Genomic DNA, 12,263 nt, shown 5'->3' with positions numbered 1-12,263 from the left:
GAGCGTAGCACCGGGTGCCGGGGCGCCTTCGGGCTCGGGGGTGCGGGTGCGTGGGCGACTGCGGCGGCTCCGGTGGGGCTTCGCGCGGGGGCCCGGTCTTTCAGGGGCGCGGGGAACTGCGCGAGAAGCCCTCACCGAACCCGCACCCGACAACGCACCCGCTCCTCAACACTCGTGCCGGTCCCGCTCGGGCGAGTACAGGTGGCTGTCCCGGAACTGGCGCGCACCGAGCGTCCGCCCGACCATGATCACAGCCGTGCGCAGCACACCCGCCTCCTTCACCTGTCCGGCGATCTCCTCCAGCGTCCCCCGGAGTACCAGCTCCTCGGGCCGCGAGGCGTACGCGACGACCGCGGCCGGACAGTCCGCCCCGTAGTGCGGCAGGAGTTCCTCCACGACACGGTCCACGTAACGGACGGCCAGGTGCAGCACGATGAGCGCCCCGCTGCGCCCGAGGGTGGCGAGGTCCTCACCGTCCGGCATGGGCGTGGCCTGCTGGGCGACGCGCGTGAGGATCACGGTCTGGCCGACCGTCGGCACGGTCAGCTCCCGCTTCAGCGCGGCCGCCGCCGCGGCGAACGCGGGCACCCCCGGCACCACTTCGTACGGCACCCCGGCCGCGTCCAGCCGCCGCATCTGCTCGGCGACCGCGCTGAACACGGACGGGTCCCCGGAGTGCAGCCGGGCCACGTCGTGACCCTCCTCGTGCGCGCGCACCAACTCGGCGGTGATCCGGTCCAGATCCAGCTGGGCGGTGTCCACCAGCCTTGCGCCCGGCGGGCATTCGGCCAGCAGCTCGCGCGGGACGAGGCTGCCCGCGTACAGGCAGACCCCGCAGGCGGCCAGCGTACGGGCGCCACGGACCGTGATCAGGTCGGCGGCACCGGGGCCGGCGCCGATGAAGTACACGGTCATCTGTCTTCTCCCGAAGAGGTGTCGGCGGTGTCGAGGCTGGTCCTGCGTACGGCCCACTGGGTCACCGGCATCGCCTGCCGCCACCCGGTGAAACCGCCCACGGGCACGGCGTGCGCCACCGCGAGACGTACCAGTTCCCCGCCGTGGCGGCGGTGGGCGGCGGCGAGGACGGCCTCGGACTCCAGCGTCACGGTGTTGGCGACCAGCCGTCCGCCCACCGGCAGGGCCTGCCGGCAGGCGTCGAGCAGGCCGGGCGCGGTGAGCCCGCCGCCGATGAACACGGCGTCCGGCGGCGGCAGTTCGGCCAGCGCGGCGGGCGCGGCCCCGGTGACGACCCGCAGACCGGGCACACCGAGCCGCTCGGCGTTGCGGGCGATGCGCGCGGCGCGCACGGGGTCGCGTTCGACGGTGACCGCCCGGCAGGAGGGGTGCGTGCGCATCCACTCGATCGCGATCGAACCGGACCCGCCGCCGACGTCCCAGAGGAGTTCGCCGGGTGCCGGGGCCAGCGCGGCCAGCGTGGCGGCGCGCACATAGCGCTTGGTGAGCTGGCCGTCGTGCTCGTACGCCTCGTCGGGGAGGCCGGGCCCGGCGCCGAGGCGGAGGGCGTCCGGGGCCCGCCGGCACTCGACGGCGACGATGTTGAGGGGGTCGCCGGGCGGGTGCGCGGGCTCCCAGCCGTCGGCGGTGCCGGCGTCGCCCGTCCGTTCCTTCTCGCCGCCGAGCTGTTCCAGGACCCGCATCCGGCTCGGTCCGAAGCCCCGGTCCCGCAGCAGGGCGGCGACCTCCGCGGGCGTGCCGGCGTCCGCGCTGAGGACGAGGAGCCGTCGGCCGTCGTGCAGGGCGGCGGCCAGCCGGGCGGTGGGGCGGCCGACGAGCGTGACGACCTCGACGTCCTCCAGCGGCCAGCCGAGGCGGGCGGCGGCGTAGGAGACGGAGGAGGGGTGCGGCAGGACGCGCAGCCGGTCACCGGCCTCCTCGGCGAGAGCGCGGCCGATTCCGTAGAACATGGGGTCGCCGCTGGCCAGTACGGCGGTCCGGCGGCCGGCGTGCGCGGCCAGCAGGGCGGGGACCGCGGGCCGCAGGGGTGAGGGCCAGGTGATCCGTTCGCCCGCGCACTCCGGGGGGAGCAGGTCGAGCTGCCGGGGGCCGCCGATGAGGACCTCGGCCTCGCGCAGGGCCGCCCGGGAGGCGTCGGGCAGGCCCGGCCAGCCGTCGGCGCCGAGCCCGACGACGGTGACGGCGTGGGGCGGTCCTGGTCGTGCGGGGGTCACTGCGCGGTACCTCGGCGGATCGGGGGCGGCTCTCGGGGACGACGAAGGCGCACTCTACTGGGCGGTGACCTGCGCGCCCGTGCCCGGGTGCGCGGGAACCGGCCGCCCGACGGCTCCCCTCGTCGCACACGACCGTGCCGGCCCCCGACCGTACCCACTCAGGCGGGGGTCAGCGTCCGGACCGGCGTGCCGGCGAGGAAGGCGGTGATGTCCTCGACCGCCTCCGTGTAGAAGGTGCGGTAGTTGCGCTCGGTGACGTAGCCGAGGTGCGGGGTGGCGAGCACGTTCGGCAGCGAGCGCAGGGGGTCTTCGGCGGGGAGCGGTTCGGTCTCGAAGACGTCGAGGCCGGCGCCGGCGATCCAGCCCTCGCGCAGGGCGCGGACGAGGGCGGCCCGGTCGACGACGGCGGCGCGGGAGGTGTTGACGAGGTGGGCGTGCGGGCGCATGGCACGCAGTTCCGGCTCGCCGAGCAGGCCGCGGGTGCGGTCGGACAGCACGAGGTGGACGGACACGAAGTCGCTGCGGGCGAGCAGGTCCTCCTTGCCGTCGGCGAGTCGCGCTCCCGCCTCGGCCGCCCGTTCGGCGGTGAGGTTCTGACTCCAGGCGAGGACCTCCATGCCGAAGGCGGTGGCCACCCGGGCCACCCGGGTGCCGATCTTGCCGAGTCCGAGGAGGCCCAGGGTGCGACCGTGCAGATCCTGGCCGACGGTCGACTGCCACGGGCCGCCCTCCCGCAGACCCCGGTTCTCGGTGGTGATGTGGCGGGCCAGGCCGAGGAGGAGCGCCCAGGTCAGTTCGACGGGCGGGGTGGGGCTGCTCGCCGTACCGCACACGGTGACGCCCTGGGCGCGCGCCGCGGCGAGATCGATGGAGGCGTTGCGCATGCCGGTGGTCACCAGCAGGCGCAGCCGGGGCAGCCTGCGCAGCAAGGCGGCGTCGAAGGGGGTGCGTTCCCGCATGGCCACGACGATCTCGCAGTCGTCCAGTTCGGCCACGAGCGCGTCGCGGTCGGCGATGTTCTCGCGGAGCGTGCGCACCTCGACCCGGTCGGCGAGGGGGCTCCAGTCGGCCATGGCCGGGGCGGCGCCCTGATAGTCGTCCAGCACTGCGCAGTGGAGGGTCATACGGGCAGTGTGCCGTTGCCCGGCGCGCGGGGTGGATGCGGGGCGGGCAGCGGGTGTGAGCCACGCGACACCACGCTTGCTTCAAATTTGAATCAGACCGGACTAGGGTCGGCACCACTGTTTGGATTGAAATTTGAAGCAAGGGCAGCCGATCGGCGAGGCGGAGCCGTGTCCACCGCACCGGCAGGCGGCCTCCTTCGCTCGCACCCAGGAGTTCCCCCATGCCCACCTCCCTCGGTCGCGCCTCCACCGACGCCGCCCCCCGCTACGCCAAGCAACTCGCCTCGCACTTCGGCCGGAAGATTCCCAGCGAGGAGACCCCCGACGGCGGCCGGCGCCTCACGTTCCAGCAGACCGACGTCCTGCTCCAGCCCGCCGCGGACCACCTCCTGATCCGTGTGACCGCGCCGGACGCGTCCGCGCTCACCACCATCAGGGAGGTCGTGGGCAGCCACCTCGAACGCTTCGGCCGGAGCAACGAGCTGTCGGTCACCTGGGACGAGCCCTCCGACGACTGACACGCCGACCGGCGCGTCCCGCCCCGAAGGGGGCACCGGCGCCGAGCCACGGGTGGGCCCGACCGAATGTCCGTCGGGCCCACCCGCGCGTGGCGCCTGCGGCCTACTGGTTCCGGAGGACAAGTGAAGCGCTTCGGCAGTTTCGACTGCTTCGACGGCTTCGACGGCTTCGGCAGCTGATCGTCGACGCGGCAGGACGGGGTGCGGCAGGACGGGCGGACGAAACTGTCCGAGCACTCCTTCCCTGACACAACTCTTGTTCAGGGACACCCATGCAACCGGCTCACTCTCACGGCCACCGCGCTGACCCGGCTGGCCGGCAATCGCGCCTACGGGACCAACGCGACCGTCGAGGCCAGGTTCGGAGAGAGAATGACTTGCGAGGGGGATGTAAAGAAGAGGGGGCAACTGTGGGAGCCGACGCGGCAGTTGGGGCGGGCGGGAACGGAACTCCTTTGCTGGGCCGTTCCTCCGAACTCGCCCGGTTCGACGCGCTGCTCGACCGTGCGGCAGCCGACGCGCGCGGTACGGCGGCGGGCGAGGAGTCCCGTGACGGCGGAGGTTCCCGGCTCGTCGACATCACCGGCGAGGCAGGTATCGGCAAGAGCCGCCTGCTCGGCGAGGTCTGCGCACGGGCGCGCCGACGCGGGATGACGGTCCTGCGCGGCAGGGCCACGGAGTACGAACGGCGGGTGCCCTTCCAGGTGTTCGCCGACGCGCTCGCCCACCTCGACCCGCACGCCCAGGACACCCCGGACGGCATCCGGGACACCGACGCGGTGGCTCCCCTGCTCCGGCGGAGCGGCGCGGTCGACCGTTTCGGACTGCACCGGTCCACGGCCGCCCTGCTCGCCCGGCTCGCCGCCCCGTCCGGGCTGCTGCTGGCTCTCGACGACCTGCACTGGGCGGACCCCGCGTCACTGGAGCTGCTGGACCACCTCGTACGCCATCCCCCGCACGCCCCCGTCGTCCTGGCCGTGACACGTCGTGACCGGCAGGGGCCCGAGGCCCTCGCCGCCGGGCTCACCCGGGGAGTCGACACCGGCACGGTCGTCAGGCTCGGCCTGCGACCGCTGAGCGCGGGCGACTGCGCCGAACTGGCCGGCCCCGGCCTGCCGCCCGCCGAGAGCGCCGCGCTGCACGCCGCGAGCGAGGGCAATCCGTTCTACTTCCTGACCCTCCTCCAGGCCCGCCGGCACGGTACGACGCCCGATTCCTCGGCACCGCCCGGGCTCGGCACCCTGCTGCTGGACGAGCTGACCGTGCTCGCCCCTTCCCGGCGCGGCATCGTCGAGGCCGTGGCGGTCCTGGGCGAGCACGCCATCCCCGCGATGGTGAGCCAGGTGACGGACCGGGCCGGCACCGCGTTCGCCGACGACGTCCACGCGCTCACCCGCCGCGACCTGCTGCGCACCACTCCGCAGGGCCTGCTGACCCTGCGGCATCCGGTCGTGCGCACCCTCGTCCACGAGAGCACGCCCTTCCTGAGACGCGCCGAGATCCACCGGCTCGCCGCGCGGGAACTGGCCCGCGTCGGCGCCTCGGCCGCCGAGCGGGCCCATCACGTGGAACGGTCGCTGACCGCCTGGGACCCGGCGGCGGTGGCCGTACTCGACGAGGCCGCCGCCCAGACGGCCCGAACAGCCCCGGCGAGCTGCGCCCACTGGCTCGACGTGGCACTGCGCCATCTCCCGCACACCTCCGAACACGCCGCTCGGCGCAGGGAGCTGACCCTGAGACGGGCTCGTGCGCTCGCGGCGTGCGGTGGCCTGCGCGAGAGCCGCGACCTGCTCCAGGAGCTGATCGCCACCCCGCGGCGGTCGGCCGACGGGCCGACGGCCGAGGAGGACCAGGGCCTCAGAATGCGCGCGGTCGTCCTGTGCGCGGTGGTGGAACGCCATCTGGGGCGCTCCACCGAGGCCGTCGCGGTGTTGCGCCGCGAACTGGCCCGCGACCCCGCACCGGCCCACGTCGTACGGCTCGGCCTGGAGCTCGGCTCGGCCGCGCCCCTGGACAGCGACACCTCCTACGCCCGGGTGCGCACCGAGGTCGAGGCGGCCCTCGCGGCGGCCCGGTCCACGGGGGACGAGGTCGGGGAGGCGGGTGTCCTCGCCGTCGCGGCCCTCGGAGAGGCGTACGAGGGCAACATGAGCGCGGCACACCGGCTCGCCCGGCAGGCCGCCGCCCTGGTCGACTCCCTGCCCGACAACGACCTCACCGCGCTGTGCGAACCACTGGCCCGGCTCGGCTGGGCGGAGGCGTTCCTGGAGCACTACCCGGACGCGGAGCGGCACGCCGAACGCGGCCTCGACATCGCCCGCCGCAGCGGTCAGCTCTATGTCGTGCCCCACCTGCTGCTGTGCCTCTCCCATGTCCGGGTCCAGACCTGCCGGATCCCCTCCGCGCTGGAACTCGCCGACCGGGCCGAGGACATCGCGCGCGGGATCGGCAGCGACCAGTTGCTCGCGTTCGTCCTGGCGAGCAGGGCCGCGGCGCTCGTCGCCGGCTGCCCGCCGGGCGATCCGCGCCCCCTGGCCGTCGCCGAGGAGGCGGTGGCCGCGGCCGGCAGCGGGGTCGACTGGTGGGCCTCCACGGCCTGGTGCATCTTCGGCTGGGCCGCGCTCATGGCCGGCGATCCGGTCCGGGCCCGGGACGCGATGCTCCAGGCGGGTGGCCCCGAACTGCAGCGGATCCAGCCCTCGATGCGGCCGCTCTACCTGGAGATCCTGGTCACGGCCGCTCTGTTGACGGGGATGCCGGAGGAGGCCCGCGGCTGGGCCGAGCGGGCCCGGAAGGAGGCGGAACAGCTGGGGCTGCCGATGCAGCGGGCGTCCGCGCTGCGCAGCGCCGCCCATCTGCCGCTGGCGCAGGGGGACATCGCGGCGGCGGCGGACCTGTTCGCGGAGGCCGCGGCGGAGAGCGCCCGCTGCGGCGCGGTCTTCTGGGAGGCCCAGTCCCTGTTGCTGGGCGCCCCTCTGGAAGCGGCCGCGGGCCGCGGCCGGGCCGGCACGCACGCCTGGCTCAGGGGGCGCCGGCTCGCCGAGACGGGCGGCAGCGGCATGCTGGTCGGCCTCGCCGACGCCACCCGTCCGCCCGGCGGCGGCCCGGTGGCGCCGTACGGCTCCCCGGACCGCGCCGAACTCACCGAACGGCTGGCCACCCTGACCGCCCGGGAGCTGGAGATAGCCGAACTGGTGGCGCGGGGGCTCACCAGCCAGGCCATCGCGGACCTGCTGTTCGTCAGCCGGCGTACCGTCGAGACCCATGTTTCCCGCACCTTCCGCAAGACCGGGGTCTCCTCGCGCACGGCCCTGGCCGCGCTGATGGCCCGCCGCCGTGCCGGGGGCCGATTCGGGGACGCCGGGCCGGCTACCTGACGTCGACGTAGTCGCCGGGGGCGGTCGCGGAGCCGGTCGTGGTGGTGCCGCCGAAGACGAAGCGGAAGTAGCCGTCGGAGCGGGCCCGGGTGGTGGTGCTCAGGGTGCCGCTGCTGCTGGTCCTGACCGTCTTGAGGGTGGTGTAGGTGCTGGTGCCCCGCTTGCGGAACTGCAGCTGCACCGGCTGGTCCGCGTATCCCGCGTTCTTGCCCGTGGCCCAGTTGGCGCGGCTCAGCTTGCCGGTGACCTTGATGTTCCTGCCTGCCGTCACCGGCTCCGGGGAGGCGTCGGTGGTCAGCTTGGCCGCACGCTTGATCTTGGCCCGGGCGACGTCGTCGTCGACACTGACGTTCGCGTAGAGGTCGTAGGCACCCAGGAAGAGTTTCCAGGTCCCGGCGGTGCCGTTGCCGTCCTTGAAGTCGACGGCGGGGTCGATGGTGAAGACCGTCCGGCAGCTGTAGCTGTAGCCGTTCTGGACCGGTGTCTCCGTGCAGGCGGGGTAGTCGTCCGTCCCCAGGGCGCCGGTGATGGTGTCCGTGTCCGAACTGTCGGTGCCCTGCCAGAGGAAGGCCTGGGTGAGGGCTACGCCCTCCTCGTCGAAGGCGGTGAAGGTGACGGGGACGGCCTTCTTGCCCGTCACGCCGAGCACGATGTCCCTGCCCTTGTTGACGACCCCGTTCTTGAAGGTGGTGCCGCCGATCGCGTCCTGCGGCCGGACGCGCTCCGACGTGAAGGCTCTGAGATCCCTCGCCGCCCCGGAGTGCTCCGCCGCCTGGGCGGTGCCCGGAAGAACGAGGGTCGAGAGGACGGCCGCGCCGGAGACGACGGTGGCCGCGATGCTGTGTACGCGCATGTGATTCCCCCAGGATGAGGTCGGACGGCCCCTGCGGGACTGCCGTGGTGGCGGGGCCTGTTGATGTGACGCGCGGGCCGGTTCGCCTGCGGAGCGGTGGCCGGGTGCCGGGTGGAGGCCGTCGGCCGCGGCCCGGTACGGCGTGTTCACCACCTCACTGTTCGAACCGCCCGCCGGCTGCGGCGGGAACGAGCCCCCGCGGCCGGGCGTGGGCGAGTCCGAAGCCCGGCGGTACACCGACCGTCGAGGCCGGCACGGCCCACCCCTCCGCCCCCACCACCGCCCGCCCGGCGTTCCCCGGCGTCCGCGCTTCCCCGCCCGCTGTCGTCATGAACGCAAGGAAACGGCACGGTTGTCGAGGGCGCGTCGGTAGGAGTACGTATTCCAGGTACGTACATGTCGTCGACGTTCCCTGCGCGCAGGTGTCAGCGGCGCGTCGTGAGGAGTCCTAAGGCGTTGTCGTAAATGCCTCCCGATGGTCGCGTGCCCATTGCTCGAACGTCCCCGCGGGTCGGCCGAGCACGTGCCGCACGTGATCGGTGACGTAGGCCGCACCGCCGGCGCGTGCCCAGCCGATGCCCGTGCTCATCCCGGCCGGCAGGTGGTCGAGCGCATTCGTGTCGGTGATCTCAACGGGCCGTTCCAGCACGCCCTCCAGGATCGCCGCTCCTGGACACTGTCGGACGCCGCCACGGAATCGGGCTCTCCTACACCTCCTACGCCTGGTCCTGCGAGCGCTACGTGCGCGAGGGCTCGATGATGCGCTCCGCGGGATGAGGGTGCGATGGGCGCCACCGAAGGCCAAGGTCACGCCCTGATGCGCGAGCACGGTGTCAGATTCCGCACGGCGAAGCGGAGTTGGAGTGAGTGTGGCCGGAAGGCTGCGCACTTCTAGACGGAAGTCATGCGCTCGTGGACGAAAGACGGATGTCCGGCTGTCGGCGGTCTCTCTAGTGTCGACCGGACCGGTGACGACCCGGCCTTCCTGGACCACCACGCGGAGGATTCTCATGCCCGCACCGTCCGCCCCTGCCGCACTGCCGCGGTTTCGGCTCCGCTGGGGCGCCGTGGCCGGCTTGCTGGTGCTTTCCCCGATCAGCGCGGAGTACCTCATCGGCTACGGCGACAGCACTGGTCGGCCGCTGGAGCTCGTGGCGGGCCTGCTCATCCTCGCGCCGCTCTACGGAACCGTTGCGGTGCTCATCCGCGAGATCACTCGGCGCACGGGGCGCGGCTGGCCGACGATCCTGCTGTTGAGCGCGGCCTTCGGGGTGATCCAGGCCGGCTTGATCGACCAGACCCTGTTCGACATCGAGGTCGACGCCGATGGCCCCGACTGGGCGACCCAGGCGCTGGTCACCATCATCCCGGGCCTGGGGGTCGACGCGGCGAACCTGCTCAACTATGTCGGGGGGCATGTGATCTGGAGTTTCGCCGCTCCGATCGCGGTGGTCGAATCCTGTGCCCCGCGCATAGCGGACCGGCGGTGGCTGGGCTCGGTCGGCGTCGGCGTCATGGTGCTGCTGTGGGCGCTGAGCGCCGCGCTGGTCCACAACGACACGGCAGCGCCGGACTCCACCGCCAGCCCGGCGCAGCTGATCGGCGCCGCAGTGGTCGCCGTTGCCTTGATCGCCGCCGCGTTCACTGTCCGGCCCGCGAGGACCCGGTTGTCTGCGAAGGCGCCGTCGTGGTGGCTGGTCGGCGCTGTCACGGGAGTCGCATGGTGTGCCAATCAGCTGCTGCCGGCGACCTGGGCGGGGGTGGCGGTGAACGTCGTCGCCATGGTCGCACTGGCCTGGCTGCTGCTGCGCTGGTCGCGCCGCCGGGGCTGGAGCCGTCGGCACGTACTGGCCGCCGCGGGCAGTGCCCTCGTCGTCCGTGCCGGGCTGTCCTTCCTGGTCGAACCGCTCGGCGACAACGTGGATTTCACGGTGAAGTACGCGGTCAACGCCGCGATGCTCAGTGGTGTCGCCGCCCTTCTTCTCATGGCCTCCCATCGTCTACGTCGACAGGAACCGAGCGCATGCTGACCGTCCGCGGAATCTCCTACCTGGTCGGCGAGGCAGGCACCGATGACGTGCGGCGGGACCTGGAGGTCATCGCCCGGGATCTGCACTGCACCACGGTGATGCTCATCGGGGACGGCAAGCGGTTGATCGATGCCGCCCGCACGGCCCTCGAGATCGGTCTCGGCGTCTACATCCGGCCCAGCGTTTCCGAGTTGCCTCAGCCGAAGCTGCTGGAGCACCTGGACGCCGTCGCCGAGGCGGCCGAAGAACTTCGCCGGGAACACCCGGACCGGGTGACGCTTCTGGTCGGCAGCGAGTTCTCCCACACCGTGCCCGGCATCGTCCCCGGACCTCGGTCGTTCCTGCGCTTGAAGCTCATCGTGCGTTTCCACCGCGTGCTGCGGCGAAGAATCGACCGGCGGCTCCACAGGCTGCTCACCATCGCCGTGACCACGGCGCGGCGTCGCTTCGGCGGGCCGGTCACCTACTCCGCGGCCGGGTGGGAACACGTCGACTGGTCGCTGTTCGACCTGGTCGGCGTCAGCTTCTACCGCTCCCGCCGCAACCGCACCACCTACGCGGACCGCCTGCGCAGACTGGTTCGCGATCACGACAAGCCCGTCGTCATCACCGAGTTCGGGTGTGGTGCCTTCACCGGAGCCGACCAGCGGGGAGCCGGTTCCTTCTGGATCGTCAACTGGTTCGCCGTACCCCCGCGCATCCGCGGCGACCACCCCCGCGACGAGGCCGTTCAGGCCCGCTACCTCGGTGAACTCATCGACCAGTACGACACGGAGGGCGTGCACGGCTGCTTCGTGTTCACCTTCGCCATGCCCGGCTTCCCGCACCACGACGATCCTCGTCTCGACCTCGACAAGGCCGGCTTCGGGGTCGTGGCGGTGACCGGCGACGGTGCGTGCACACCCAAGGAGGCGTTCCACGAGGTCGCGCGGCGCTACGGCGACATAGCCGTGGAGGAATGACCGAGCGAGATGAGCAGCCAGGCATCCCACACCGGACCCCCGAACCAGCCACGCAAACATCGCACCATGAACCGACGACGCGGATCCGAGACCACCCCGCAAGAGACGCTCGGCAAGAGCTGACCAGCGACAGAAGTGGTGCGGCCGGGCGGTGCGGACTGCGGCCCGGCCGCACCGTTCCCCGTTCTTCGCAGCGGTCGTGCAGAGCCCACCAAAGGCGTTTGCGAACGTTGAAGTCCTCGGCCGTTCGGGATAGTTGGCGCCACCTGGCGCCTCTGATCTGTCATGTGGCTGGGTTCACGCGATGTTCTCCTGAGGTGGCGCGCCGGGGCTCGGCGATCGGGTTAGGATCACGACATGATGACGACCTGGTCTCCTTCCTACACGCCGAGGAGCCGCTCATCAGCGGCTCTGGTGCGTGTGCTGGGGCTGGGTCTGCTCCTCTTCGGCCTGCTGTATACGCATGCCGTCAGCCCTGACACGACGGTGAGTCACCTCGCCTCCGACAAGGGCGTCGTGGCGGCGGGCGAGCATTTCGAGCCAACTGCCGAACACGAAAACGTTGCGGGTGCCACGTCGCGGCAGTCGGCAGGGGGGCCGGAAGGCCATAACGACAGCCACGGACAGCCGCACGCAGGTGAAACCTGTGCGGTCGGGCAGCCCTCCCAGGGCCCCGCTGTGGCTGTGCCCTGCCTGTCTCCGCTGAGTTCTGAGAGCGGCGACGAGGCGCCCGGCGCCGCGCCCGCCCGGCTCGCCACCGCGGCACGCGATTCCGCGGCTCCAAGAACGCAGGCGGCGGACTCCGCGATTCTTCGCATCTAGGTCAGCGCGTTCCCGAACCGGTCGCCCCTTCCCGGGACTTCTGACTCGGCCCAAGGCCGTGTCACGCCTCCTCCCGGCGACCGGTCCATGGCGTCTGACCTCCTGCGCGCACCGCCCCACAGCGTGGCGCGGAGACGGTCGACGGCTCTCTTCCCCACCCCCCAACCGATCGCTGCCCGGACCGGGAGAATTCCCGCACGGGCAGTGACCGCCGCGCGGAGGAACTGTGCCGCCCACCCCTGCCCTTTCACATGCCGATGTCCCATGTGTACGCGCACTCCGGAGGAGTCTGTTCGCCCGGAGCACGCTGTACGCTCTGCTGTTCGTACTGCTGACGTGCCTTGGTGATCACCGCGATGCACTGGAGTCGTCCGCTCGTTCAGCCGCT

At 72.5% G+C, this 12,263-nt stretch carries 10 protein-coding genes; 5 read left to right on the top strand and 5 right to left on the bottom strand.

From position 1 onward, the window contains the following. Nucleotides 1-165: 165 nt before the first annotated feature. The 3 genes from cobM to ACZ6BB_RS05520 all read right to left on the bottom strand — a co-directional run bounded on the left by cobM (nucleotide 166) and on the right by ACZ6BB_RS05520 (nucleotide 3,313). On the bottom strand, nucleotides 166-915 hold the full coding sequence (gene cobM / locus ACZ6BB_RS05530; RefSeq protein ID WP_471614001.1) for a precorrin-4 C(11)-methyltransferase: 750 nt from the start codon (nucleotides 913-915) through the stop codon (nucleotides 166-168). Then, nucleotides 912-2,189, bottom strand: a complete 1,278-nt coding sequence (gene cbiE, locus ACZ6BB_RS05525) for a precorrin-6y C5,15-methyltransferase (decarboxylating) subunit CbiE (RefSeq protein WP_471614000.1) — start codon at nucleotides 2,187-2,189, stop codon at nucleotides 912-914. Before cbiE ends, cobM begins: the two co-directional genes overlap by 4 nt. Before the next feature lie 158 nt (nucleotides 2,190-2,347). After that, entirely contained in the window at nucleotides 2,348-3,313 is a 966-nt protein-coding gene (locus ACZ6BB_RS05520) for a D-2-hydroxyacid dehydrogenase family protein (protein ID WP_471613999.1), read from the bottom strand. A gap of 221 nt (nucleotides 3,314-3,534) precedes the next feature. Between ACZ6BB_RS05520 and ACZ6BB_RS05515 the strand changes: the two genes are divergently transcribed. Then, the gene (locus tag ACZ6BB_RS05515; protein WP_471613998.1) at nucleotides 3,535-3,831 is read left to right on the top strand and encodes a DUF2218 domain-containing protein; all 297 of its coding nucleotides are present in this window, start codon (nucleotides 3,535-3,537) and stop codon (nucleotides 3,829-3,831) included. Nucleotides 3,832-4,286: 455 nt separating this feature from the next. Next, a complete protein-coding gene (locus ACZ6BB_RS05510) occupies nucleotides 4,287-7,208 on the top strand; it encodes a helix-turn-helix transcriptional regulator (protein WP_471613997.1) in 2,922 nt (973 codons plus the stop codon). Here the strand turns inward: ACZ6BB_RS05510 and ACZ6BB_RS05505 are convergent. Continuing rightward, on the bottom strand, nucleotides 7,201-8,061 hold the full coding sequence (locus tag ACZ6BB_RS05505; protein WP_471613996.1) for a hypothetical protein: 861 nt from the start codon (nucleotides 8,059-8,061) through the stop codon (nucleotides 7,201-7,203). The genes ACZ6BB_RS05510 and ACZ6BB_RS05505 overlap by 8 nt on opposite strands. Before the next feature lie 448 nt (nucleotides 8,062-8,509). Then, entirely contained in the window at nucleotides 8,510-8,710 is a 201-nt protein-coding gene (locus tag ACZ6BB_RS05500) for a hypothetical protein (RefSeq protein ID WP_471613995.1), read from the bottom strand. A gap of 418 nt (nucleotides 8,711-9,128) precedes the next feature. On the opposite strand from ACZ6BB_RS05500, the gene ACZ6BB_RS05495 reads away from it, so the two are divergent. The 3 genes from ACZ6BB_RS05495 to ACZ6BB_RS05485 all read left to right on the top strand — a co-directional run bounded on the left by ACZ6BB_RS05495 (nucleotide 9,129) and on the right by ACZ6BB_RS05485 (nucleotide 11,875). Then, entirely contained in the window at nucleotides 9,129-10,091 is a 963-nt protein-coding gene (locus ACZ6BB_RS05495) for a hypothetical protein (protein ID WP_471613994.1), read from the top strand. Further along, nucleotides 10,085-11,053, top strand: coding sequence for a glycoside hydrolase family 113 (locus ACZ6BB_RS05490; protein WP_471613993.1), 969 nt, complete (start codon nucleotides 10,085-10,087; stop codon nucleotides 11,051-11,053). Before ACZ6BB_RS05495 ends, ACZ6BB_RS05490 begins: the two co-directional genes overlap by 7 nt. 357 nt (nucleotides 11,054-11,410) lie before the next feature. Next, on the top strand, nucleotides 11,411-11,875 hold the full coding sequence (locus ACZ6BB_RS05485; protein ID WP_471613992.1) for a DUF6153 family protein: 465 nt from the start codon (nucleotides 11,411-11,413) through the stop codon (nucleotides 11,873-11,875). Nucleotides 11,876-12,263: the final 388 nt, after the last annotated feature.

The organism is Streptomyces sp. NPDC041108 (assembly GCF_055592645.1).
Note: the sequence above shows the minus strand (reverse complement) of the source record. Positions and strands in the feature narration are given on the sequence as shown.

Excerpts from the sequence above, each read along its gene's own strand:
- cobM (WP_471614001.1), bottom strand. The coding sequence starts at position 915 with ATGACCGTGTACTTCATCGGCGCCGGCCCCGGTGCCGCCGACCTGATC.
- ACZ6BB_RS05520 (WP_471613999.1), bottom strand. The coding sequence starts at position 3,313 with ATGACCCTCCACTGCGCAGTGCTGGACGACTATCAGGGCGCCGCCCCG.
- ACZ6BB_RS05515 (WP_471613998.1), top strand. The coding sequence starts at position 3,535 with ATGCCCACCTCCCTCGGTCGCGCCTCCACCGACGCCGCCCCCCGCTAC.
- ACZ6BB_RS05505 (WP_471613996.1), bottom strand. The coding sequence starts at position 8,061 with ATGCGCGTACACAGCATCGCGGCCACCGTCGTCTCCGGCGCGGCCGTC.
- ACZ6BB_RS05490 (WP_471613993.1), top strand. The coding sequence starts at position 10,085 with ATGCTGACCGTCCGCGGAATCTCCTACCTGGTCGGCGAGGCAGGCACC.
- ACZ6BB_RS05485 (WP_471613992.1), top strand. The coding sequence starts at position 11,411 with ATGATGACGACCTGGTCTCCTTCCTACACGCCGAGGAGCCGCTCATCA.